The 22,376-nt window shown below is 65.3% G+C and carries 20 protein-coding genes; 6 read left to right on the top strand and 14 right to left on the bottom strand.

Annotation, left to right across the window (positions count from 1 at the left end; all coding sequences use genetic code 11):
* Nucleotides 1-135: 135 nt before the first annotated feature.
* The 7 genes from ACS8YF_RS02575 to ACS8YF_RS02605 all read right to left on the bottom strand — a co-directional run bounded on the left by ACS8YF_RS02575 (nucleotide 136) and on the right by ACS8YF_RS02605 (nucleotide 8,437).
* On the bottom strand, nucleotides 136-933 hold the full coding sequence (locus ACS8YF_RS02575; RefSeq protein ID WP_440848653.1) for an ABC transporter permease: 798 nt from the start codon (nucleotides 931-933) through the stop codon (nucleotides 136-138).
* Nucleotides 934-943: 10 nt separating this feature from the next.
* Nucleotides 944-1,861, bottom strand: coding sequence for an ABC transporter permease (locus ACS8YF_RS02580; protein WP_440848654.1), 918 nt, complete (start codon nucleotides 1,859-1,861; stop codon nucleotides 944-946).
* A gap of 60 nt (nucleotides 1,862-1,921) precedes the next feature.
* A complete protein-coding gene (locus tag ACS8YF_RS02585; RefSeq protein WP_440848655.1) occupies nucleotides 1,922-3,094 on the bottom strand; it encodes an ABC transporter substrate-binding protein in 1,173 nt (390 codons plus the stop codon).
* A 47-nt stretch (nucleotides 3,095-3,141) separates the two neighbouring features.
* Nucleotides 3,142-4,191 (bottom strand): ABC transporter ATP-binding protein, encoded by a 1,050-nt coding sequence (locus tag ACS8YF_RS02590; RefSeq protein WP_440848656.1) that lies wholly within the window; start codon nucleotides 4,189-4,191, stop codon nucleotides 3,142-3,144.
* Nucleotides 4,191-5,615: a gamma-aminobutyraldehyde dehydrogenase gene (locus tag ACS8YF_RS02595; RefSeq protein ID WP_440848695.1), complete on the bottom strand. Its 1,425-nt coding sequence runs from the start codon at nucleotides 5,613-5,615 to the stop codon at nucleotides 4,191-4,193. Before ACS8YF_RS02595 ends, ACS8YF_RS02590 begins: the two co-directional genes overlap by 1 nt.
* Nucleotides 5,616-5,828: 213 nt before the next feature.
* Nucleotides 5,829-6,737 (bottom strand): LysR family transcriptional regulator, encoded by a 909-nt coding sequence (locus ACS8YF_RS02600; RefSeq protein ID WP_440848657.1) that lies wholly within the window; start codon nucleotides 6,735-6,737, stop codon nucleotides 5,829-5,831.
* Nucleotides 6,738-6,805: 68 nt separating this feature from the next.
* Nucleotides 6,806-8,437, bottom strand: a complete 1,632-nt coding sequence (locus ACS8YF_RS02605) for an ATP-dependent DNA ligase (protein ID WP_440848658.1) — start codon at nucleotides 8,435-8,437, stop codon at nucleotides 6,806-6,808.
* Between the two features lie 254 nt (nucleotides 8,438-8,691).
* Between ACS8YF_RS02605 and ACS8YF_RS02610 the strand changes: the two genes are divergently transcribed.
* The 3 genes from ACS8YF_RS02610 (at nucleotide 8,692) to ACS8YF_RS02620 (ending at nucleotide 11,302) form a co-directional block, all read left to right on the top strand.
* Nucleotides 8,692-9,549 (top strand): glycine/sarcosine N-methyltransferase, encoded by an 858-nt coding sequence (locus ACS8YF_RS02610; protein ID WP_440848659.1) that lies wholly within the window; start codon nucleotides 8,692-8,694, stop codon nucleotides 9,547-9,549.
* A 15-nt stretch (nucleotides 9,550-9,564) separates the two neighbouring features.
* Nucleotides 9,565-10,398 carry an SAM-dependent methyltransferase gene (locus ACS8YF_RS02615; RefSeq protein WP_440848660.1) on the top strand — a complete coding sequence of 278 codons (834 nt, stop codon included), beginning with the start codon at nucleotides 9,565-9,567 and terminating at the stop codon, nucleotides 10,396-10,398.
* Between the two features lie 133 nt (nucleotides 10,399-10,531).
* Nucleotides 10,532-11,302, top strand: a complete 771-nt coding sequence (locus ACS8YF_RS02620) for an SDR family NAD(P)-dependent oxidoreductase (RefSeq protein ID WP_440848661.1) — start codon at nucleotides 10,532-10,534, stop codon at nucleotides 11,300-11,302.
* A 65-nt stretch (nucleotides 11,303-11,367) separates the two neighbouring features.
* Here ACS8YF_RS02620 and ACS8YF_RS02625 read toward each other — a convergent pair whose 3' ends face one another.
* Nucleotides 11,368-11,799 (bottom strand): RrF2 family transcriptional regulator, encoded by a 432-nt coding sequence (locus tag ACS8YF_RS02625; protein ID WP_440848662.1) that lies wholly within the window; start codon nucleotides 11,797-11,799, stop codon nucleotides 11,368-11,370.
* Between the two features lie 87 nt (nucleotides 11,800-11,886).
* Between ACS8YF_RS02625 and hmpA the strand changes: the two genes are divergently transcribed.
* A complete protein-coding gene (gene hmpA, locus ACS8YF_RS02630; protein ID WP_440848663.1) occupies nucleotides 11,887-13,113 on the top strand; it encodes an NO-inducible flavohemoprotein in 1,227 nt (408 codons plus the stop codon).
* Nucleotides 13,114-13,206: 93 nt separating this feature from the next.
* Here hmpA and lipA read toward each other — a convergent pair whose 3' ends face one another.
* A complete protein-coding gene (lipA, locus tag ACS8YF_RS02635) occupies nucleotides 13,207-14,202 on the bottom strand; it encodes a lipoyl synthase (RefSeq protein ID WP_440848664.1) in 996 nt (331 codons plus the stop codon).
* A 152-nt stretch (nucleotides 14,203-14,354) separates the two neighbouring features.
* Between lipA and ACS8YF_RS02640 the strand changes: the two genes are divergently transcribed.
* Nucleotides 14,355-15,449 carry a DUF5924 family protein gene (locus ACS8YF_RS02640; RefSeq protein ID WP_440848665.1) on the top strand — a complete coding sequence of 365 codons (1,095 nt, stop codon included), beginning with the start codon at nucleotides 14,355-14,357 and terminating at the stop codon, nucleotides 15,447-15,449.
* Nucleotides 15,450-15,469: 20 nt separating this feature from the next.
* Here ACS8YF_RS02640 and ACS8YF_RS02645 read toward each other — a convergent pair whose 3' ends face one another.
* Together ACS8YF_RS02645 and ACS8YF_RS02650 are read right to left on the bottom strand one after the other, a co-directional pair.
* Nucleotides 15,470-17,647: an acetyl-CoA hydrolase/transferase C-terminal domain-containing protein gene (locus ACS8YF_RS02645; protein WP_440848666.1), complete on the bottom strand. Its 2,178-nt coding sequence runs from the start codon at nucleotides 17,645-17,647 to the stop codon at nucleotides 15,470-15,472.
* 7 nt (nucleotides 17,648-17,654) lie between these two features.
* Nucleotides 17,655-18,575, bottom strand: a complete 921-nt coding sequence (locus ACS8YF_RS02650) for a lipid kinase (RefSeq protein WP_440848667.1) — start codon at nucleotides 18,573-18,575, stop codon at nucleotides 17,655-17,657.
* 157 nt (nucleotides 18,576-18,732) lie between these two features.
* Between ACS8YF_RS02650 and ACS8YF_RS02655 the strand changes: the two genes are divergently transcribed.
* The gene (locus ACS8YF_RS02655; RefSeq protein ID WP_440848668.1) at nucleotides 18,733-19,290 is read left to right on the top strand and encodes a YIP1 family protein; all 558 of its coding nucleotides are present in this window, start codon (nucleotides 18,733-18,735) and stop codon (nucleotides 19,288-19,290) included.
* A gap of 120 nt (nucleotides 19,291-19,410) precedes the next feature.
* On the opposite strand, the gene ACS8YF_RS02660 is transcribed toward ACS8YF_RS02655, so the two are convergent.
* The 3 genes from ACS8YF_RS02660 to ACS8YF_RS02670 are packed head-to-tail and all read right to left on the bottom strand — an operon-like array spanning nucleotide 19,411 to nucleotide 22,332.
* Nucleotides 19,411-19,599: a hypothetical protein gene (locus ACS8YF_RS02660; RefSeq protein WP_424822102.1), complete on the bottom strand. Its 189-nt coding sequence runs from the start codon at nucleotides 19,597-19,599 to the stop codon at nucleotides 19,411-19,413.
* Nucleotides 19,600-19,608: 9 nt separating this feature from the next.
* Nucleotides 19,609-20,742 carry a cytochrome d ubiquinol oxidase subunit II gene (gene cydB / locus ACS8YF_RS02665; protein WP_440848669.1) on the bottom strand — a complete coding sequence of 378 codons (1,134 nt, stop codon included), beginning with the start codon at nucleotides 20,740-20,742 and terminating at the stop codon, nucleotides 19,609-19,611.
* A gap of 3 nt (nucleotides 20,743-20,745) precedes the next feature.
* Nucleotides 20,746-22,332: a cytochrome ubiquinol oxidase subunit I gene (locus ACS8YF_RS02670; RefSeq protein WP_440848670.1), complete on the bottom strand. Its 1,587-nt coding sequence runs from the start codon at nucleotides 22,330-22,332 to the stop codon at nucleotides 20,746-20,748.
* Between the last annotated feature and the right edge of the window lie 44 nt (nucleotides 22,333-22,376).

Here is a 22,376-nt window from a genome sequence, read left to right on the forward strand (position 1 = left end):
GCGTGGCGTAGGACATCGCGGCATCCGATCGCAGGATTGCGTACTCACAACATGCGGGCACGCCGGGCCAAAGCAAACCAGCCGCGGAGCGGCTGGCTGCTGAACGAATACGCGATCAACCGCCCCGGCGATGCGTTATTTGCCGGTATCGGCCGGCGCGCGGTTCATCAGGCGATAGGCCAGAATCACCGGAACGAGCGTGGCGAGCATCACGACCGTGACCACCACGTTCACCTCCGGCAGGCGCTGGCCGAGGCGGATGGCGCCGAAGATCCAAAGCGGCAGCGTGTTCTGCGCACCGGCCGTGAACGTGGTCACGATCACTTCGTCCAGCGACAGGGCAAAGGCCAGCAGCGCGCCGGAGATGAGTGCGGTGGACAGCATCGGCAGCGTGATGCGCCGGAAGGTCGAGAAGGCATCGGCGCCGAGGTCCATCGACGCCTCGCGCAGCGAGCCGGAGATACGGCGCAGGCGCGCGATGACGTTGTTGTAGACGATGACGATACAGAAGGTCGCGTGGCCGATCACGATGGTCCAGTACGACAGCCCGACGTGCCAGAAGCCGAAGAAGGAATTGAGCGCGATACCGGTGAGCACGCCCGGCAGCGCGATCGGCAGCACGACGATGAACGACACCGCGTCGCGGCCGAAGAACCGAAAGCGATGCACGGCAAAGGCTGCGGCCGTGCCGAGAACGACCGAAATGGTGGTGGCCAGCAGCGCGGCCTTGATCGACAGCCACAGCGCGTGCCGGATCTCGCGATTGTGCCAGGCGGCCGGGAACCATTTCAGCGACAGCCCGGGAATCGGCCAGCTCTGGATATTCGACGGATTGAAGGCATAGACCACGATGATCGCGATCGGCACGAACAGAAAGACGATGACCAGCGCCGTCCAGATGCCGAGCAGCCATTTGGTGAGTGTGCTTTCCATGATCGCGCCCCTACATCATCTCGAACGCGCCGAGCCGGCGCGCCGCGGCCAGGTACAGCACCATCACCAGCGCCGGGATCGTGGCGAAGGCCGCCGCGAACGGAATGTCGTTGGCGATGCCGACGTTGGCATACACCACGTTGCCGATGAACGACGAGCCCGGCCCGCCGATCAGGATCGGCGTGATGTAGTCGCCCATCGTGAGCGAGAAGGTGAAGATCGAGCCGGCGATGATGCCGGGCACCACCAGCGGCAGTGTCACTTTCGTGAAGGTGCGCAAGCCCTTCGCACCGAGATCGGCCGAGGCCTCGAACAGCGAGCCCGGCACGCGCTCGATGGCGGCATAGATCGGCGTGATCATGAATGGCAGCCAGATATAGGAGAACACCAGCCACATCGCCGTGTTGGTGTAACCGATGTCCGCTGCCGGCAGTCCCAATGCGTGCAGCGTCCAGTTGAGCACGCCGTCGTGCGCCAGGATCAGCCGCCAGGCATAGACGCGGGCGATATAGCTCAGCCAGATTGGCAGCAACATCACCACGAACAGCGTCGCGCGCAGTCGCGGCCCGGCGATGCGCGCCATGAAATAGGCACAGGGAAAGGCCAGCACGATGTCGGTGAGGGTCACGAGTGCCGCGATACCGAGCGTGCGCCCGGCGATCGCGCGGTAGGTCTCGCTGGTGGCGAGCGTTTCGAAGTTGACCAGCGTCCAGCGATGCACGATCTCGCCGGTGAAATCATCGACCGTCCAGAACGCGGATAGAAAAAGTATGCCGAGCGCGGCCAGATAGATGAGCACGAACCACAGCATCGGCGGCGCCAGCAGCGCCGTTGCGGCCAGGCGCGGCCGCCGCCACAACACGGACGAAGCCGCCCGCAGGAAACGCTGGGCCGGATTGAAATCAAGCGCTGCCGTGGATCGTCGCATGCCCTGCTCCCCTGTTCGCGACCGGGCCGACCGCTTTTCGCAGCGGCCGGCCCCACATCGCTAGCCTTTCACCCGCTGCCAGGCCCGCTGCCAGTCGCGATAACTGGTGCAGTCGTGCTGGCCATCGGCGCATTGGGTGCGCGGCGTCTTCCAGAAATAGATCTGGTCGAAGTAGGACGACGGCGCATCGAGATGGAACTTGTGGCAGGCGCCATCCTGGATCTTGTCCATCGCGCTGCAGGCCTGTTTGTTGGCCGGCGTCTCGCCGAAATAGATGGCCTGTTCGGCCTGTACCTTGGGCGTGGAGACATACTGCATCCACTTGTAGGCACAGTTCGGGTGCTTGGCGTGGGCCGACAGCATCCAGGTATCCGACCAGCCGGTCGCGCCCTCCTTCGGGATGGTGTCCGCGACCGGCACGCCGTCTTTTTGCAGCGCGTTGGTCATGTACGGCCAGGCCGCACCCACCACCGCGTCGCCGTTCTTGAACAGCTCGATCTCGTCCGAGGCCTGGGCCCAGTATTTCTTGATCAGCGGCCGTTGCTTCTGCAGCAGATCGACCGCCGCGGCGAGCTGTTTCTGCGTGAGCTCGTAGGGATCCTTGATGCCCAGCTCCGGCTTGTGGGCTTTCAAATAGAGCGCGGCGTCCGCGATCTGGATCGGGTTGTCGGGCACCGTGATCTGGCCCTTGTGGTCCGCGCTGTAGATCGCATCCCAGCTGGCCGGTTTCGGGCTGACCTTCTTGCTGTTGTAGAGCAGCACGTTCGGGCCCCACTCGTAGGACACGCCGTAGTGCAGGCCGTTGACCGTGTTGTTCGGCGGCGATTTCAGCTGCGGCAGGAAATCCTGCCAGGCCGGGATCAGCTTCACGCTCACCGGCTGCACATCGCCGCCGTAGATCAGCCGCAGCGAGGCATCGCCTGAGGCCGACACGAGATCATATTCGCCGCCGCCGCCCTGGCGCATGAGCGCGACCATCTCGTCCGAGGAACCGGCATATTTTCGATGCACCATGCAGCCGGTCTGTTTCTCGAATGGTTTGACCCATTCATCCTGGGCGTAGCCTTCCCAGGCCACCAGATTGAGCTGGCCCTCGCCCTTGCCCACCTTGGCCGGATAATCGGCCTTGACCGGCGCCGCCGTGGCCGCCGTGGCCGCCACGCCCAGCGTGAGCCATACCGCCGTCATGCCGCCGGCCACGGCCGTTGAAACCCGATTACGTATTATTTTCATCGATCCACCCTCCCTCGGACACTGTCCGAGTCACCCAGATTGTTAAGTCAAACGTCGCCGGGCAGCGCATACAGGCTGTCCCGGTGCCATGCGACGTGCACGGCGTCCCCCGCGGCCACGCGGTCGAAGACCGAGTGCCCCGGTAGATTCTGTTCGGTCACCACGACCCGCTCGCCGGCATCGAGCGCGACCGTATAGCGCGCGAACATGCCCACGAATTCCTTGAACTCGATCCGTCCCGGCTCGACCTGCCAGCCGTCGGCGGCGAACGCCTCGGCATGGAGGGCCAGCCGGATCTTCTCCGGCCGCAGCACAAAACGGGCACCGCCACGCTTGACGAAATTCGATGTCCCCACGAAGTTGGCCACGAATTCGCTTGCCGGCCGCTCGTAAAGCGCCACCGGGTCCCCGATCTGTTCGATGCGGCCTTCGTTGAACACGGCGATGCGATCGCTCATGGTCAACGCTTCTTCCTGGTCGTGGGTTACGTAGATGAAAGTGATCGCCACCTCGGCCTGAATGCGTTTGAGCTCGTGCTGCATCTCCTGGCGCAACTTAAGATCGAGCGCACCGAGCGGCTCGTCGAGCAGCAGCACCCGTGGTCGGTTGACGATCGCCCGGGCGAGTGCGACGCGCTGGCGCTGACCGCCGGAGAGCTGCGCCGGATTGCGCTCGCCGTAGTTCTCCAGCCGCACCGCCCGCAGGGCCTCGGCCACGCGCTGCGGAATCTCGCGCCGGCCGACCCGCTTGGCCTGCAGGCCGTAGGCCACGTTCTTGGCCACACTCATGTGCGGGAACAGCGCATAGTCCTGGAAGATCGTGTTGATATCGCGGTCATAGGGCGCTGTTTTGGTCACATCGCGCCCGTCGATATCGATCGTGCCGGCACTCGGCCGCTCGAAACCCGCGATCATGCGCAGGGTCGTCGTCTTGCCCGAGCCCGACGGGCCGAGCAGCGTGAAGAACTCACCACGCCGGATATCAAGATTCAGCGTTTCCACCGCCACCGTGGCGCCAAACGTCTTGCCGACGCCGGCCAGCCGGACGATGCTGTCGTCGGCCGTGACGGTTGCGCGAGCGGGCGCGGAGCCGTTCATCAATGCTTGACCATGACGTGCCGGACGGCGGTGTAATCCTCCAGCGAATACATCGACATATCCTTGCCATAGCCGGACTGCTTGATGCCGCCGTGGGGCATTTCGTTGCAGAGCATGAAGTGGCAGTTCACCCACGTGCAGCCATAGCGCATGCGGGCCGACGCATCCATCGCCCGGCCGACGTCGGCCGTCCACACCGACGAAGCCAGACCGTAACTGGAGTCGTTGGCCCAGGCGATCGCCTGATCGTCGTGGTCGAAACGCGTGACCGACACCACCGGCCCGAACACCTCGCGGCGCACGATCTCGTCTTCCTGCAGCGCGCCGGCGATCACGGTCGGCTGGTAGAAGAAGCCATCGCCGTCGGCAACCCGGCCGCCGGTGGTGATCTCGGTATGCCGCAGTTCAGAGGCGCGCTCGACGAAACTGGCCACCCGATCACGCTGGCGCGCGGAGATCAGTGGCGGGATCTCGTTGGCGGCATCCTCGGACCGGCCATAGGCGATGCCGGAAACCGCCGACGACAGATCCGCGACCAGCCGGTCGTAGATCTTCGGCCCGGCATAGACGCGACAGGCGGCCGTACAGTCCTGGCCGGCGTTGAAATAGCCGAAGGTGCGCACGCCCTCGACCACCGCCGCCAGATCGGCATCGTCGAACACCACCACCGGCGCCTTGCCGCCCAGTTCCAGATGGGTGCGCTTCACGCTCTTGGAGGCAGCCGTCAGGATCTTCTTGCCGGTGGCGATATCGCCGGTCAGCGAGACCATGTCGATGCCATCGTGGTTTACCAGCCGATCGCCGACCGTCTCGCCGCGCCCGGTGACGATGTTGAGCACGCCCGCCGGCAGCGCATCGCCGGCGATCTTCGCCAGCAGCAGCGCGGTCAGCGGCGTCTGTTCGGAGGGTTTGAGGACCACCGTATTGCCGGCCGCCAGCGCCGGGGCGAATTTCCAGGCGGCCATCATCAACGGGTAGTTCCAGGGCACGATGGAACCGATCACGCCGACCGCGTCGCGCCGCACCATCGAGGTGTAGCCGGCCATGTATTCGCCGGCCGCGCTGGTCGACATGCAGCGCGCCGCCCCGGCGAAAAAGCGAATCACATCCACGGTCGCCGGCAACTCCTCGGCGGCCACGATATGTGCCGGCTTGCCGCAGTTCATGGCTTCCAGTCGCACGAACTCGTCGGCATGCCGCTCGATCACATCGGCCAGCGCCAGCAGTACCGCCGAGCGATCGCCCGGCGTACGGCGCGACCAGGGCTCGAACGCGGCTCGCGCGGCTGCCACCGCGGCATCGACCTGGCCGGCGGTGGCCTCGGGGATCGCGCCGATCGCCGCCCCTGTGAACGGGTTGAGAATGGTCTCGGAATCGCCCTGGCCGGCGACGTTCTCGTCGCCGATCAGGAGCGCGGTGGGGATATTGTTCTGGCCGCCCTGCTGCATGCCTGCTCTCCTCGAATGATCGCGGATCAGACGCAGCATCCCGCGTCAATCCGTGTTCATTCGAGTATCCGCAAACGCGCCGCGTTATCGCAATAACAAAAAATAGAAAAGCGCTATCGGAAAAAACGAAACCTATGCCCCGACAAAGACCTGCATTCAAATGCGCCGGTCGACCCAACCGGCTGCGATTCAGCCGGGCCCGGGCGAAGTCTTTTCAAGCGCCATCTCCACGAAGGCCGACGCTGCCGCCGACAGCCGCGTGCCGCGACGCGAAACCACGCCGACCGCTACCGGCTCCAGCGCATCGACCAACTCGGCCACGCCGATGCGATCGCCTTCCAGCGACCAGGGGCGGTACATCAGATCGGGTAACACCGACACGCCGGCGCCGGTTGCGATGAGGCTGCGCACGGCCTCCACCGAGGTCGTGCGATACGCGATGCGCGGCGTCTGGCGCATGTCGCGCCATAACGCTTCGGTCGAAGCCTGGATTTCGTCGAGATTGAGCAGGACATAGTGCTCGTCGACCAGCCGGGCGCGCTGTACCCGCCCTTCCTCGGCCAGGCGGTGGCCGAACGGCACCCAGAGCCGGAAAGGGTAACGCTGAATCACCGCGCTGTTGAATGCCGAAGGCTCGCCAAGCGCCGACAGGAATAACAACGCCACGTCGAGTTCGCCGCCCAGCAGGAAATGCTCGAGATATTCGGGGCTGTCTTCATACACCGACACCGCGGTGGCCGGGAATGCCCGTCGATAGCGCGCCAGCAGTTCCGGCAGCGCGTAGCCGGCCACCAGAGACGTGACGCCCAGATTGAGCGTACCCGTGATGCGCTGGCGCCCGGCGTTGAACGCCGATCGTGCATGGCTGACCTCGGCCAGAATACGCTGGGCATGACGCAGGAAGGTATGGCCGCGATGGGTGAGCGCCATGCCGCGGGCATGGCGCTGCACCAGCGTCACGCCCAGGTCCGACTCCAGCGACTTGATCGCCTCGGTGATCGTCGACTGCGAGGCAAACAACTCGCGCGCCGCACCGGAGATCGAACCGATCTCGGCCACGGCCACGAAATAACGCAGTTGCTGGAAGGAAAAACTCATCGGCCACGCCCGCTTCGCCTTGAAGCCGCGATGCTACCGGAACCGGACACGACAACAGACCATCGCGTTCAGCCGAGTTCGGCGCGTTCGCTGGGCGGCAGCAGCGCCTTGACATTGTCGAGCGTATCCGCCTCTTCCAGCGGCTTGTCAGTACGCCAGCGGGCGATGCGCGGGAAGCGCACGGCAATACCGGATTTATGCCGGTTCGAGGCCTGGATGCCCTCGAAATGCAGCTCGAAGACATGTTGCGGCGTCACCGAGCGCACCGGGCCGAAACGCTCTTTGGTGTTTTTTCGGATCCAGGCATCCACCTGGCGAATCTCTTTGTCGGTAAGCCCGGAGTAGGCCTTGGCGAACGGCACCAACGCGTCGCCGTCCCAGACGGCGAAGGTATAGTCGGTCAACAGGTTCGAACGCCGGCCCGAGCCCGGCTGGGCATAGAGCAGTACCGCATCCACCGAAAACGGATCGATCTTCCATTTCCACCAATCGCCGCGTATGCGCCCGACCCGATACGGCGAGCCAAGCCGTTTGAGCACGAAACCCTCGGTGGCATATTCGCGGGCGCGCTCGCGCAGGGCGGCGAGTTCGTCCCAGGAGCCGGCGGCCAGGCTTTCCGATAGCGCGATGCGTTCGTCGATGCCAACGAGCACGTCGCCCAGGCGCGCCCGCCGATCCTCCAGCGGCTGTTCACGGATGTCGACGCCTTCGTGTTCCATCAGGTCGTAGGCAAAGAACCGCACCGGATGTTTTTGCTGCATGTTGGCCGAGGGCTTGAGCCGGCCGATACGGCGCTGCAGGCGGGCGAACGGCAGCGGCAGGCTGTCGCCGGCGGCCCAGGCCAGGATCTCGCCGTCCAGCACACAGCCGTCGGGCAGCGCGGCCGCGGCGGCCTCCAGTTCCGGAAAGCGGCCTTCCATCAAGTCCTCGCCGCGCGACCAGATATGACATTCTCCAGCACGCCGGATGAGCTGGGCCCGGATGCCGTCCCATTTCCATTCGGCGTGCCAGTTTCCGGCCGGGCCGAGGTCGGCGATCGTCTCGATCGGCGCATTCTCGATCGGCGAGGCCAGGAAGAACGGGTACGGCTGCGCCGCATCCTCACCGTGGTCCTCAGGGTCGACCAGGCGCTCGAAGAATTCCGGGGTGGGTTGCCAGCGTCCCATCAATCGACGGGCCAACCGGGCCGGCTCGATGCCGGCATATTCGGCGAGCGCCCGCGTGACCAGCCGCCGCGAGACGCCCACACGGAAGGCGCCGGTGAGCAGTTTGTTGAGCGTGAAACGTGCCTCGGTCGGCAGTTCGCGCCAATAGCCGTACAAACATGCTTTCTGTTCGGCCTCGCTGAGGTTTTTGAGCGGCAGAATGCGGTTCTCGACCCACTCGTGCAGCGGCACGTCGAGCCCGGCCTCGCTCGAGCCGATCTGGTCGAGCAACAGCGTCATGGTTTCGGCCGAATCGCCGACCGCCGCATAACTCTCCTCGACCAGCCACATCGGCATGTCGATCGCCTCGGCCACCCATTCCCGCAGCTTCGGCCCGGCGATCAGCCGCTTGATCCGCCGTCCGCAGAGGAATGATACCGCCCAGGCGGCATCGGCCGGCGGCGCTTCGGCGAAGTAATCGCGCATCGCAGCCACCTTCGAGTTGGTCGCCGTGGTGGCATCGAGACGTGCGTAGAGGGCGGTAAATAGCTGCATCAAGCAATATTGTTTGCGCAGATGACAGCCCGATTCAAATCGGCCGTACACGATTGACTTGTCAACTCCGTATTCCTGCGGATGCCTTGTCCAGACAGGCTTGCAGCGCGATCAACGCGGGCCGGCCCGCGCGCAGCGGGGTGCGCGGCAAATTGAAGTCGGTGCGGTCTGTGCATACGGTGACAGGGCATCATTTGAAAAGCTCGCGGCCGGCGCTTGAAGCGCTGCAACGGCTGCTACGGAGGCATTTGCGTATGACTAGCGATCCCACGGTCGATCCCATGTTTCAACGCACGCAGGACTTTGGCGACCAGCCGACCGAAATCCGCGAAACCGACCACTACCAGCACGAATACGTGCACGATTTCGTCGAACGCTGGGACGACCTGATCGACTGGGACGGCCGGGCGGCCAGCGAAGGCAGTTTTTTCATCGATGTACTCAAGAAGTACGGCTGCGAGACGGTCATCGATGCAGCCTGCGGCACCGGCTTCCATTCCGTCCAGCTGCTGCGCGCCGGCTTCGAAGTCGCCAGCGTCGACGGCAGCCCCCAGATGCTCAGCAAGGCGTTCGATAACGCCCGCGAGCGCGGCTTCATCCTCAAGACCGTACACACCGACTGGCGCTGGATGACCCGCGACATGGTCGGTCGCTATGACGCGATCATCTGTCTCGGCAACTCCTTCACCCATATCTTCAACGAACACGACCGGCGCCGCACGCTCGCCGAGTTCTACTCGATGCTCAAGCACGACGGCATCCTCATCCTCGACCAGCGCAATTACGATGCCCTGCTCGACGGCAAGACCGGCGGCCCGAGCCATAAGTTCTATTACTGCGGCGAAGGCGTGTCCGCCCAGCCCGAGCATGTCGACGAGGGTCTGGCGCGCTTCCGTTATGAATTCTCGGACGACGGCTCCGTCTACCACCTGAACATGTTCCCGCTACGCAAGGCCTATGTGCACGACCTGATGCACCAGGTCGGTTTCCAGCGCGTGACCACCTTCGGCGATTTCCAGTCGAGCTATCGCGAGGACGATCCGGATTTCTTCATCAATGTCGCGGAGAAGAGCTATCTCTCGGCCGACGAAGACGACGACGTCAGCGAATAAAACGAGGGGGAACCGATGAGCGAGTATTCCGAGGCGGTCAGGACCGCCCAGAACTACTACAACAGCGACGACGCCGATAATTTCTACTCCAGCCTCTGGGGCGGCGAGGATATCCACATCGGCCTGTACCAGTCCGACGACGAGCCGGTCACCGAGGCCAGCCATCGCACCGTCGCCCGCATGGCCGAGTTGGTGGCCGACAAGCTCGGCCCGGATGCCCGGGTGTTGGATATCGGTGGCGGCTATGGCGGGTCGGCCCGCTATATTGCCGGGAAATACGGCGCCGAGGTCGTGTCGCTGAACCTGTCCGAGGTCCAGAACGAGCGCGGTCGCCGGCAGACCGCCGAACGCGGCCTGGACGACAAGGTCACCATCGTCGACGGCAATTTCGAGAATGTTCCCTTTGATGCCGACCGCTTCGATGTGGTCTGGTCGCAGGATGCGATCCTGCATTCCGGCAATCGGCCGCGCGTGCTCGACGAGGTCGTGCGCGTATTGAAGCCGGGCGGCGTGTTCGTATTCACCGACCCGATGTCGGCCGACGGCGTGGCAGCCGAGGTCCTGCAGCCGGTGCTTGACCGCATTCAGCTGGAGACCATGGGCTCGCCCGGCTTCTACCGCGAACAGCTGACGCGGCGCGGTCTGACCGAGCGCACCTTCGAGGACCACACCGAGCAGGTCCCGCGCCACTATGACCGGATCCACCGTGAACTCGACGCCCGCCGCGGCGAGCTCGACGGCCGGATATCCGAGACCTATATCGCCAACATGAAGAAAGGCCTGCAGCACTGGGTGGACGCCGGATCGGCCGGCCGGCTGGCCTGGGGCATCATGGTGTTCGACAACTGACCGAACGCTACCCTGCCGTAGCGTAGCGGCCCGGACTTGGGTTGTGACGCACAACGCGTCATAGTCGCGGTCACTGGCTTCAAGGCGCCGCCCGGCCCAGCCGGCGGCGCTTTTTTATCGAAAGGATGGATCCATGACTGAACGATTTTCCGGCAAGACCGTGGTCGTCACCGGCGCCGGCTCGGGTATCGGCGCCGCCACCGCCAGGCGATTCGCTGCCGAGGGCGCCAACGTGGTGCTCGTGGGGCGCACCCGCGAAAAACTCGAGGCCCTGTTCGGCGATGTCGCGGACAAGAACACGCTGATGATCCATGCCGCCGACGTCTCCGATGCCGATCAGGTCGACGCGCTGTTCAAGGCCGTCATCGATCGATTCGGCCGCCTGGATGTGCTGGTCAACAACGCCGGCGTGGCCTCGGGCGGTCCGATCTCCGAGGTCTCCGACGACGACTGGAAAAAAGTGATGTCGATCAACGTCGACGGCGTATTCCACTGCACGCGCGCCGCCATGCCGCATCTGTCAAAGACCGGCGGCTCCATCGTCAACACGTCGTCGGTGTCGGGCCTGGGCGGCGACTGGTCGTTTGCCACCTACAACACCAGCAAGGGCGCGGTGAGCAACTTCACCCGTGCGGTGGCACTGGACTACGTCAATACCGGCGTGCGCGTGAACGCGGTCTGCCCGAGCCTGACCCGCTCCGAGCTCACCGACGACATGTTCGAAAAAGACGACCTGATGGCGAAGTTCGCCGAGCGTATTCCCATGGGTCGCGGTGCCGAGGCCGAGGAAGTCGGCGACGTGATCGTGTTCCTGGCCAGCGACGATGCCCGTTTCATCAACGGCGTGAACCTGCCGGTCGACGGCGGCCTGTCGGCCTCCAACGGGCAGCCGCCGCTGGCCTGATCCCGGCGCCAGACCGTCACACCCCGGCCCGCCTCGGCGCGCCGGGTTTTTTTGCTTTTTTCGGGTCAGGGATGCCCGAGCAACGCCGACAGCTCCGCCCGGTTGGAGACCAGGCGATCCAGCGTATAACCGTCCAGCACCGCCAGAAACGCCTGCTGCGCCGCCCCCAGCACGTGCTTGAGACCGCAAACCGGATCGATGGGGCAGGTCGAATCCGGCCCGAAGCACTCCAGCAGTCGCAGATTCTCGGTCTGGCGCACCAGGGTGCCGATATTGATGCTCTCAACCGGTACGGCCAGCAACAGCCCGCCCCCGCGCCCCCGATAGCTGTGGATATAGCCGAGCTGCACCAGCGTCTGTGCCACCTTGGCCACGTGATGGCTCGATATGGCATAGCGAGCCGCGACCTCCTGGACACGAGCCGGCTCGGTGGCATCGCGCACGCCGAGATAGATCAGCAGGCGCAGCGCGTAATCCGTATGGGTGGTCAGTTGCATGGGCGGAATCTTGACTCTGAATCGGCAGAATATATACTCATTTAAATTGGTATATCACATGCTTTTTTAAACCCAGGAGAGCCCTCCATGCTCACAGCGCAGCAGACCGCCGCGATCAAGGCAACCGTCCCGCTTCTCAACGAACACGGTGAAACGCTGGCCCGCACCATGTACGCGCGGATGTTCAGTCACAATCCCGAGGTCAAGGCCTATTTCAACCCGGCCCACCAGCTCTCCGGCCGCCAGCAGAAAGCCTTGTCGAACGCGGTCTGTGCCTATGCCCAGCACATCGACAACCCGTCGGCCCTGGCCGATGCGGTCGAATTGATCGCGCAAAAGCATGCCTCGCTGGGAATCGCACCGGAACACTACCCGATCGTGGGCGAGAATCTCCTGGCCGCCGTCCGCGAGGTACTGGGCGAGGCCGCCACCGACGAAGTCATCGATGCATGGGCCGCCGCCTACGGCCAACTGGCCGATATCTTCATCGAGCGCGAGCGCCAGATCTACGCCGAGCAGGCGGCCCGCGACGGCTGGTCCGGCTTCAAGCGGTTCGTCGTCACGCGCCGCGAACCGGCCGCCGACAATATCGTGTCGCTGTATCTGGAACCGGTCGACGGCCAGTCGCTGGCGGCACATCGCCCGGGGCAATACGTGGCCATCCAGACCGAATTGCCCGACGGCGACAGCGCGCTGCGCAACTACAGCCTGTCGAACGCACCGGGCACGCCGTACTATCGGATCAGCATCAAACGCGAGGACGCCCCGGCGGCGAACGCGCCCAACGGCAAATTCTCGAACTACGCGCACGACCAATTGGCCGTCGGCGACCATGTTCGGCTCAGCCCGCCCTGCGGTGAATTTACCCTGCAGGCGGACGACGCCTCACGACCGCTGGTACTGCTGGCCGGCGGGGTCGGCATCACGCCGCTGTTGTCGATGCTGCATGCCGCCGTGGAAACCGACCCCAAGCGCGACATCGTGCTCGTACAGGCCGTGCGTGAACGCCGACTGCGCCCGTTCAGCGACGAAATCGACGCGCTCGCCGCCGCACACGACAACCTGCGCATCCATGTCCGCTACAGCGAGCCGGCGGCCGATGATCCGACGGATAGCGACGACGCGAGCCGCGGCCTGATCGACCACGCCCTGCTCGATGCGCTGGTCGGTGATCGGCCGGCCGATTACTACTTCTGCGGCCCCAAGCCGATGCTGGCCCTGATGCGGCGACTCCTGGACCAGCGCCGGGTGCCGGATTCGGCGATGCACTATGAGTTCTTCGGTCCGGCCGACGGCCTCGACCAAGCCGCCTGAGCGTCTATGTCACAGAGCGACCGGCGGCACGGCCGGTCGCTGCGGCATCGGCGGCATCGGGCTCGGGGCCGCGGGGACAAGCGCATAGGGCGCTCAGGCTGTTTCCTCCAGCCCGGCGTTGTTCTGGTCGAACACCCGATCGGCGCGATAGGAGCTGCGCACCAGCGGCCCGGAGACCACTTCCATGAAACCGCGCGCCAGGCCCCATTGCCGATATTTCCTGAAGTCGTCCGGCGGGACATAGCGATCGATCGGCAGGTGATTGACGGTCGGGCGCAGGTACTGGCCGAAGGTGACGATGTCGACGCCGATGGCGGCCAGATCGTCCAGCGTTTCGGCGATTTCGTCCTCGGTCTCGCCCAGCCCAAGCATTACCGATGTCTTGGTCAACACGTCCGGATTGTGTTTCTTGGCATGCGCCAGCACGTCCAGCGTCTGCTGGTAACCGGCGCGCGCATCACGCACGTAATGGGTCAGGCGCTTGACGGTCTCGACGTTCTGGGCGAATACCTCGAGGCCCGAATCGACCACGGTCTCGACATGCGCTTCCACGCCGCGGAAGTCCGGTGCCAGCGCTTCCACCCGTGTTTCCGGCGTGCGCCGCTTGATCGCCTTCACGCAATCGGCATAGTGCTGCGCGCCGCCGTCGGCCAGATCGTCGCGATCGACCGAGGTGAGCACGATATAGTTCAGGCCCATGATCTCGACCGAGTCGGCACAGTGCTCCGGCTCGTCGGCATCCAGCCAGCCGTGCGGATTGCCGGTGTCCACCGCGCAGAACTTGCAGGCGCGGGTACAGGTATCGCCCATGATCATGATGGTGGCGGTGCCGTGGGTCCAGCATTCGCCGATGTTCGGACACATCGACTCCTCGCACACCGTGGCCAGCTTGTGCTGGCGCACATTGTCCTTGACCCTGGCGTACTCGCCGCCGGAGGGCAGGCGCGCGCGCAGCCAGTCCGGCTTGCGCCCGATCGGCACCGCGGCCGCCTTCTTGGAGGCCTTCATGCCGTTCTTGATGGCGCGCGTGCCGTTGGGTTTGCTCACCTTGGTCCCGGTGACCACGGGAATGCCCTTGAACTCGCTCATATCCTCGATCCGGTCTGGCGGTTATCGATCGGCCGATCATGATAACACTCACCGATTCGGCCCATGCGCGTGTCGCGTAAGTCGTTGCCGCCGCGCGCCGCTGCTATGATGACGCGTTGATTTCGCCGCCCGCCGACGAGCCCTCGCCGCCCGTGTCGCGTTCCGATTCCGCGCTTGCAACCACCGTCCCGGCGAGCCGCACCGATCAGCTGATCGCGCGCGTAATGAACAGCCGCGCCGGGCAGCTGGCCTATCGGTTCCGACGCCTGGTACCCGTGGCGTCGTTCGCGATCGGCCTGGGCAGCTATTTTCTCATCCAGCGCCAAAACGCCCTGGCCCAGTGGCTGACCGCCCTCATGCTGCTGGGCTGGCTGGCGCTGCTGTTCGAAGGTCTGTTGTGTCGCGTTCTGGCCCGCTTCGTCGGCGAGCGTGTACCGCAGATCCTGGTGCGCTATGCCGCCCAGGTGCTGCACCAGGAAACGCTGTTCTTCGTCCTGCCGTTTTTCCTGACCACCACCACCTGGCAGTCGGCGCAATGCGTATTCACCGGGCTGATCGTCATCGCCGCCGTGGCCTCGGCGATCGATCCGCTGTATTACGACGTCATCGCGCGCCGGCGCTGGCTGTTTCTCGGCTACCACGCCTTCACGCTGTTCGCGGCCATCCTGGCCGGCGGGCCGATCATTCTGTCCCTGACCACGGGCAACTCCATCGCGCTCGCCTCCGCGGTGATGGGGGTCTGCGCCCTGCCCAGTTTCAACGATGTGCTGCGGGCCCGGCACTGGTCGCGCTGGTTCGTACTCGCCGGCCTGTCGGTCGCGCTCGGCGGCGGCGCCTGGATGGCACGTTTCTGGATCCCGCCGGCCACGCTCAACGCCAAGCACATGGCCATCACCACCCGGATGGACACCGCCAATCGACAACCCGGACCGGACCGGCATCATTTCACCGTAGCCCAACTGCGGGCCAACGGCCTGTATGCGTTCTCGGCGATCAAGGCGCCGCGCGGTCTGCACCAGAAGGTGCTGCATGTGTGGTCGCATGACGGCAAGGTGGTGAGCCGGATCCCGCTGCATATCCGCGGCGGCACACGCAACAACGGTTTCCGGACCTGGAGCCACAAGACCTCGCTCGGCCCGAACCCCGCCGGCCACTGGCGGGTCGCCGTGGTCACCGACGACGGCCAGCTGATCGGCGCGGAACGCTTCACCGTCGGTCCTGCCCGCGGCAACGGCCCGGGCGATTGAAGCGCGTGTCGCGATCGGCCTCAGTGGCCGTCGATGGCACCGGATTCAAGCAGCGCCATCGTCACCAGGCGGGCCTGCCAGCGCTCGCGCCAATCCCTGGGCCGATCCAGATCCATCCGCTCGAGATACGGGACGGCCGCCGCATGCGCGCGGCCCAGCCTGGGCGCGTTGCGGGCCACCACGGCGACGAGCCGGGCCGGCGGGGCCGAGCGCAACGAGCGCAGCGCGCCGATCAGCGCCCGCTCGATATCGGTGAAATCGCAGCCATAGGGATATTGGGGAAAGCCGCCTTCGCGGCGATCCGGGGCCAGCCAGTCATGCACGGCCGCCGGCATGTTGGCCCGGGCCGCCGCGGGGATGCGATAACGCGGCGATAGCTTGCCGGCGGCCACCGCGGCCGCGCGCAGTTCGTCCTGGAAACGGGCGTCGGCGATTTCGATCAGGGCGATGGCGACGTCTTCGTCGGTCTTGCCGCGCAGGTCGGCCACGCCGTACTCGGTGGCCACGATGTCGCGCAGGTGGCGCGGGATGGTGTTGTAGCCGTAGCGTGCCACGATGTTGGATTCGGGCCCGCTCGCCCCCGACCGCACCGCGCGTACGCAGACAATCGAACGCGCGCCCGCCAGTTCGTGCGCCTGCGCCACGAAATTGTATTGCCCGCCCACGCCGGACAGGACCTGCCCCGACTCGAGGCCGTCGGACGCCACCGCGCCGTCCAGCGAAGCCTTGAGCGCGGTGTTGATAAAGCGCGCGTCGGTGCGCTGGGCGCGCTTGAGCGCCTCGTGGCCGTACAGATGATTGATCTCGCCGACGCTGGTCATGTGGAAACGCTCGCGCGTGTCGGCGTCGAGATCGCGCAGGCGTTGATAGAAGTCGTTCGGCCCGAGAAAGAAACCGCCGTGGACCAGCGTCGCCCCGGCCAGATGCGTGCCCAGACAACGCGCCTCGATCTCGCTCCGGGCGTCGCGATCAGCCAGATTCGCCGCGATCGGCGGCTCGTGGTCGCCAGCGGACAGGTGCCGGTCCAGCCACACCACCCCGGCATGAAACACGCCGATGGACTTCAGATACGCGACATCATCCGCGCTGAGCTGGCCATCGATCGCGCCGGCATCCTGCAACGCGGTGAGCGTGCGCGGACCGACGGCCTCGTCGATGGCGCCAGCGTTGAGCAGGGTCTGGACGGTCAGGTCGTCGTAGACCGCGCGCTTGATCACCCCGGCGCGATGCAGCTGCAGATAGGCATCCACCAGCATTTCGGTACAGCCATAGAGCCCGCGCTCGAACACGCCCCGACCGGCATGGCGATCGACCAGGACGTGTTCGGCGGCGGTCGCCGGCATGCGCCCGATCAGCCGGCGAAAGCGGGCATTGTCGTTGTGGCGCAGCGCCAGGCAATAGGCGATGGCATCGGACAGACTGCCGATGCCGATCTGTAGCGTACCGCCGTCGGCCACCAGCGCCGCCACGCGTGCGGCAATGGCGTAATCGGCGTCGGGCACGGGCGCGGCCGGCGCGCCGAACGGCTTGAAGTCGGCGGCAGGGCCCTCGAACAATGCATCCATCCGGCGGCTGGACACCAGCGCGCTGCGGGTCATGGTCGGCAACCGGCGGTTGACCTGGCCGACGATCAGCGGCGCGGTGCCGGCCTCGCGCATGCGCTCGACGACCGGCATCAGATCCAGCGTGACATCGGTGTTGCACGACAACGAGATTTCGTCATCGCGAATGCCGGGCGCGACCATCTGCATAAGGACGTTCACCCCGGCATCGAGCAGATCGCGCGCCGCGTGGGTGTAGTTCACCGAGCGATAATGGCGCTGGGCATAGGTGTTGCCGAGCATGGCGCCGGGCTGGAAGAAAAACTCCGATACGGTAACGTTGGCCGGCAGCGCGCCGCGCTTGAGATCGCGCAGATAATCCAGCCCCGGATAGTCGCCGAACACGCGCTCGACGATCGGCCCCATCAACCGGCGTTCGAGATCGCCGGACGGCTCGGGCACATCCAGTGAAAGCGCCGTGATGAAGGTCAGATCAATGGCCGGGTCGGCACAGGCGCGCCGATACAGCGCGTTCATGAGTGTCGCGGCCTTGCCCAGCCCCAACGGCGCACCCACACACAGCCTGCGACCGACGCGCCCGATCAGCCAGTCGACCAGCGCCTCGGCATCGGTGAATCGTTCGGGCGCACGCGTCACCGGACACCTACGCGGCCGAGGCCGGCTTGGCGCGACCGTAACGATCAATGTACGCACGCGGCACCTTGACGGTCAGCACCCGCGGCCACACCCGGAAGGTCGCGGGCGTGGCCGTGAGAATCTCGCCATCGGTGTTGATAGCCATCGGCTGCTCGGTGTGAATCTCGAACGCCGTGCTCTCGAACAGCTGCACGCCCTGCATGGCCTTGTGCGGCCCGCGCACCAGCCCCGGCAGCATCGCGATCAGCGAGGGCAGCGGCTGCGGCTTGAGGCTATACAGATCAAGCCGGCCATCGTCGAGCGCGGCGTCGCTGGCCACCGCCAGCCCTCCGCCGAAATAGCGCCCGTTGCCGACGGCAATCTGAATCGATTCGAGATGTTCACTGCGCCCCTCGAAACGGACTTCGGCCCGAAAGGCTTCGGTATCCCGCACCGCGGAGAAAACATTGGTGGCGTAGCCGAGAGAACCCAGCCATTTCTTGGCCGTATCGGAGCGGTACTCACAAGCCCGCACGGCCAGACCGATACTGGCGACGTTAAGGAAATAGACGTCGTTGCACTGGCCCAGATCGATGCCATGATCGATGCCGTCGACCACGTTGTCGCAGGCTGCGGCCAGATCGGTGGGTATCAATAGCGTCCGGGCGAAATCGTTGGCGGTGCCGAGTGGCAGCACGGCCATCGGCTTGCCGCAGTCCAGCATCGCCTTCGACGCCAGATTGAGCGTCCCGTCACCGCCGCCGAGCACCACCACATCGACATCCCCCGCCTGGCGGTGGATGGCGGCCGGCACGTGGTCCGGCCGGTCGAAGCGGGCCTCGACGACGTCGACGTCGCGCGCGGCCAGGTGTTCGACCGCAGCCCGCGCATTGGCCTCGCCCTGGCGCGATTCGCGGTTGATGAGCAATAGAGCGCGCAGGCTGGTCACCCTGATCGAAACATGTGCTGCTAGCGTAAGCGGCTGTCGCGGACAGGGCAATCGAGAATTGCCGCGGCCGGGGCGGCCCGCGGTCACGCGGGCCGGCTGGTCTTCACCGACGGTTTGCGCCACGCTGTGACGCGTTCACGCAAACCAAGATCATTACATGAGTGGATTCATTGAACGCATGGTCGGCGCCGCCAGGCTTGAGGTGCCGATCTACGAGGAAGTCGAACATGACAGCGCGGCCACCGGGCAGGCCGCCGGTGTCGTCATCCTGGCCTCGATCGCGGCCGGCATCGGCGCGCTCGGCCACGCCGGTTTCGGCGGCCTGATCCTGGCGCTGGTGGGGGCGCTGCTGGGCTGGGTGATCTGGGCGGTGATTGTCTGGTTCGTCGGCACCAAGATGCTGCCGCAGGCCCAGACCGAGGCCGATATCGGCCAACTGTTGCGCACCATGGGCTTCGCCGCCTCACCCGGCCTGTTGCGCCTGTTCGAGATCGTGCCGGTGCTCGGCGGCCTGGTCGCGCTGGTGGTTTCGATCTGGATGCTGGTCGCCATGATCGTCGCGGTACGCCAGGCACTCGACTACGACAACACCTGGCGCGCGATCGGCGTAGTGGTGATCGGCTGGGTCATCCAGCTGCTGATCGCCTGGCTGATCGGCGGCGCGGCCATCTACGGCATGGGCGGCCCGCCCGCCGGCGGCGGTGGCGCGGTCTGAGCGCAGGCACAACGGACAAAAAAAACGCCGGGCGGTCGCCCGGCGTTCTCCCGCTCCCTTTTTGGGGCCCGCCAAGGTTTTGCCCCACGCCTCGGCAGCCCCTGCCTCTCCCCTCTCGTTTTACTCGAGCGGCTCGTCCTCATAGCGCGCATCGAGCATGACCGTGCCGGCCACGGCAATCAGGATGATCATGACCGTGCCCAGCACCCAGGCCAGGTACCAGGCGCCGCGCTCGCCCAGCACGATGGCCAGGAACAGGGCGACAAAGGCCACGAGCAACCAGAAGATGAGTTGCAATACGGTTTTCATGACGCTCTCCTAGTAGGCGTGGTCGTCGTTTTCTATCGAGGCCGGTGTGACCTTGCCCCGCATCACGTAAAACGCCCAGCTGGTGTAGACGAGGATGATCGGCACGAAGATCAGCGTGAACACCAGCATCCAGCCCAGCGTGCCGGCACTGGATGACGCATCCCAGACCGTCAGGCTCTGGCTCGGGTTGCTCGACGACGGCATGAGAAACGGGAACATGGCCGCGCCCACGGTGCCGATGGTCGCCGCCCAGGCGACGGCCCCCGCCCACCAGGCGACGATCGCCGCGCCGCGGCGCGCGGCAACAACGCCCGCCACGATCGCGACATAAACCAGCCCCGGGATCGCCCACAGCGCCGGCACGGCGCCGTAGTTATGCAGCCAGGCGCCGGCTTCGCGAACCACCGTCTTGTTCAACGGGAGCGCGGCCCCACCCGGATCGGCGCCCGCGGTGATCACATAGCCGTGTATGAATGCGACCCAGACGCCGCCGATGGTGAACAGCACCAGCGCGGCCGGGCCGCTGACCGTGGCCAGGCGCATCGCACGCTCACGGATCACGCCTTCGCCGCGGCCCATGATCATGGTCGATCCCTGATACAGCGCCAGCGCCAGCGACACCAGCCCGCACAGAATCGCGAACGGATTGAACAGCGTGATGAAGCTGCCGGTGTAGTACGACACCATGTCCCAGGAAAAGTGGAAGGGCACGCCCTCGAGCATGTTGCCCATGGCCGCGCCGAACACGATCATCGGCACCGCGCCGGAGATGAACAATGTCCAGTCCCACAGATTGCGCCAGCCCATGCTGGGCATCTTGCTGCGGTATTCGAAGCCGAGCGGCCGCACGATCATCGCCCACAGCAGCAGCAGCATGACCACATACAAGCCGGAAAACGCGGTGGCATAGATCGTCGGCCAGGCCGCGAACACCGCGCCGCCGCCCAGGATGAACCACACCTGGTTGCCGTCCCAGTGCGGGGCGATCATGTTGATCGCCGCACGCCGCTCGCCATCGGTGCGCCCGAAATAGCGCAGTGCCGCCCCGACGCCCATGTCCATGCCCACCATCACGGCCAGGCCGATCAGCAGGACGCCGAGCAGCGCCCACCAGATCAATTTGAGTACAACATACGCATCCATGATTTATGCCTCGCTCCACTGCGACATGCGGGGTGGGGTGGCCGGCTCAGTCTGGCCATGGCCGTCGTCGGGATCGTCCGGCCCGAGCCGGATGTACTTCACCATCAGGAACATCTCGATGACGATGAAGATCGAATACAGCAGCACGAAGCCGGTCAGCGAGAAGATCATGTAGCCGACCGAATGGGTCGAGGCCGAAACCCAGGTCGGCAGCTGCTCGTAGACCGTCCAGGGCTGGCGTCCGAGCTCCGCGACCAGCCAGCCCGCCTCGTTGGCGATGAAGGGGACCGGGATCATCCAGGGTGCGACCTTGAGGAACCAGCGCTTGTCGGCGATCGTGCCGCGCAGCGAATAATTCACCGCCAGGATCAGGAAGGCCAGCATCAAGAACGCGGCGGCCACCATGATCCGGAAGCTCCAGAACACGGGCGCCACCGGCGGGATGGCGTCACGCGCGGCTTTTTCGATCTGGGCATCGGTGGCATGGGCGACGTTCGGCGCGTAGCGCTGGACCAGCCGGGCATAGCCGAGATCGTCCTTGTGCGCATTGAACCGGGCGCGGGCGGCCGCGTCGTTCGGGTGCTCACGCAGGGTCTTGAGCGCCACCAGCCCGGGGATGCCGTTGCGAATACGCTGCGCGGCCTGTTTTTCCAGATCGTCCACGCCGGGGATCGATTTGCTGAAGCTGTGTGTGACCAGCGGCGTGAGCAGATACGGAATCTGCAGCTCGAACTCGTTTTTCTGTGCCGCCTGGTTGGGCCAGGCGATCACGTTGAAGCCCGCCGGTGCCGGCGCGGTCTTCCACAGCCCTTCCATCGCCGCCAGCTTGGTCGGCTGGTCCTCGCCGTTGATGAAGCCGAGCGCATCGCCCAGGCAGATCACCGCGATACTGGCGAAAATACCGAACAGGGCCGCCATCCGGAACGAGCGCTTGGCCAGCTCGATGTGGCGCTTGCGCAGCATGTAGAAGGCACTGATGCCCAGCACGAACATCGCCGCGGTCAGATAGCCGGCGATGCTGGTGTGCACGAACTTGGCCTGGGCGTCCGGGTTGAACACCAGATTGGTGAAGCTGGTCAACTCCATGCGCATGGTGGCGGGGTTGAACGTGGACCCCACCGGCGACTGCATGTAGCCGTTGGCAATCAGAATCCACAGCGCCGACAGGTTCGAGCCGAGTGCGACCATGTAGGTCACCAGCAGATGCTTGCCGCGCGACAGCTTGCCCCAGCCGAACAGCATCAACCCGACCATCGTGGATTCGAGGAAGAACGCCATCAGGCCCTCGATGGCCAGCGGCGCGCCGAAGATATCGCCCACGAAGTGCGAATAGGTCGACCAGTTGGTGCCGAACTGGAACTCCATGGTCAGCCCGGTGGCCACGCCGAGCGCGAAGTTGATCGCGAACAGCTTGCTCCAGAAGTGTGTCATCTGGCGGTAGATCGAGCGACCGGTGATGACATACACCGTCTCGATGGCCGCCAGCAGCATGCTCAGCCCGAGGGTGAGCGGCACGAATATGAAGTGGTAGAGCACGGTGGCAGCAAACTGCCAGCGCGATAGGTCGACAACAGTATCCAGGGAGTGCATCGGTCACGTCTCCGATCAAGGCGGCCCGGCCAGACAGCGGCCGT

Source organism: Salinisphaera sp. SWV1 (assembly GCF_052044155.1).
Taxonomy (GTDB): Bacteria; Pseudomonadota; Gammaproteobacteria; order Nevskiales; family Salinisphaeraceae; genus Salinisphaera.